The sequence below is a fragment of the Luteitalea sp. genome, from assembly GCA_009377605.1.
Classification (GTDB): Bacteria; Acidobacteriota; Vicinamibacteria; order Vicinamibacterales; family Vicinamibacteraceae; genus WHTT01.
Genome location: WHTT01000220.1, coordinates 1 through 1053, shown reverse-complemented (window position 1 = coordinate 1053; position 1053 = coordinate 1). Strand labels below are relative to the sequence as shown.

At 62.8% G+C, this 1053-nt stretch carries 1 protein-coding gene; it reads right to left on the bottom strand.

All coding sequences use genetic code 11. The annotated features are described in order from the left end of the window. Positions 1–82: 82 nt before the first annotated feature. Positions 83–985, bottom strand: coding sequence for a 5-dehydro-4-deoxyglucarate dehydratase (locus tag GEV06_28620; protein MPZ21814.1), 903 nt, complete (start codon positions 983–985; stop codon positions 83–85). Between the last annotated feature and the right edge of the window lie 68 nt (positions 986–1053).

The following is a 1053-nucleotide window of genomic DNA, read 5'->3' as shown; positions in this document are numbered from 1 at the left end:
CAACCCACAGAACGCGACCATGAACGTTCGAACAACTTGATTCTGCACGGGTCCTTAGGGGCGCAATTCGGCCGCCTGACGTTCACAAGTAATCCTTCCAACCATCCAACATCTTCGCCAGCTCGTCCCGCTCCGTGTCGGTGACCTCCACGAGCGGCGGTCTGACCGGACCGGCCGCGAATCCGAGCAGGGCCATCATGGCTTTCATGACGGCCACTTCATAACCCTTCCTCCGCGCGCGAAAGGCGTAGAGCGGGATGACGTAACGAGTCATCAACTGCTGGAGAGCCGCCTCATCGCCCGCGGCCGCCGTCTCGTGGAGCGCCAGCGAGAGCCGTGGCGCGATGTTGGAGATGCTGGACGTGTAGGTTCGGATCCCGAGGCGATAGTATGCGGGAACGAGATCGTCGCCGGCCCCGCCGATCCAGTGGAGGCGATCGCCAATCGAGGCCATGATGATCTGGTAGCGCCGAATGTTGCCTTGACCATCCTTCCAGGCGATGAGCGTTGGGATGTTCGCTACTCGCTCTACGAACGCAGGGCCCGGATTCACCCAATCACGACTGTAGACGAGCAGACCGAGCGCCGTGGAGGCGCCAATACCGCGATAGTAGGCCACCAGCCCGGTCTCGTCGGCTTCCGGATAGTACGGGGGCAATGCGAGAATGCCGGCAGCACCAGCCGCGGCCGCCTGCCGCGCCTGCTCACATGCGAGCGCGATGCTGCCGCCCACACCGGCAATCACAGGCATGCGGCCACCGATAGCCTGCACCGACGTCTCAACCACTAGCCGGTGCTCTGCCTCCGACAACGAGTAGAGCTCACCGGTGCCCCCGGCGGCCACGAGACCACAGAACGGATGCGCCGCCAGTGCCTCAACGTTGCGCCGTAGCCCGTCGACGTCGAGCGAGCCGTCCGCGAGAAACGGCGTTACCGGGAACGCAATCACGCCGGTCAGTCGATCCCTTAGTGCGCTTGGAGTCATGAGCTGTTTGGAGAAACGGGGACAGCCCCACTACTGTCCGGTTAAAAGTCGAATAGTAACAACTGGTT

Bases quoted from the DNA above. Each gene is read 5' to 3' on its own strand.
- GEV06_28620 (MPZ21814.1), bottom strand. From the start codon at position 985: ATGACTCCAAGCGCACTAAGGGATCGACTGACCGGCGTGATTGCGTTC.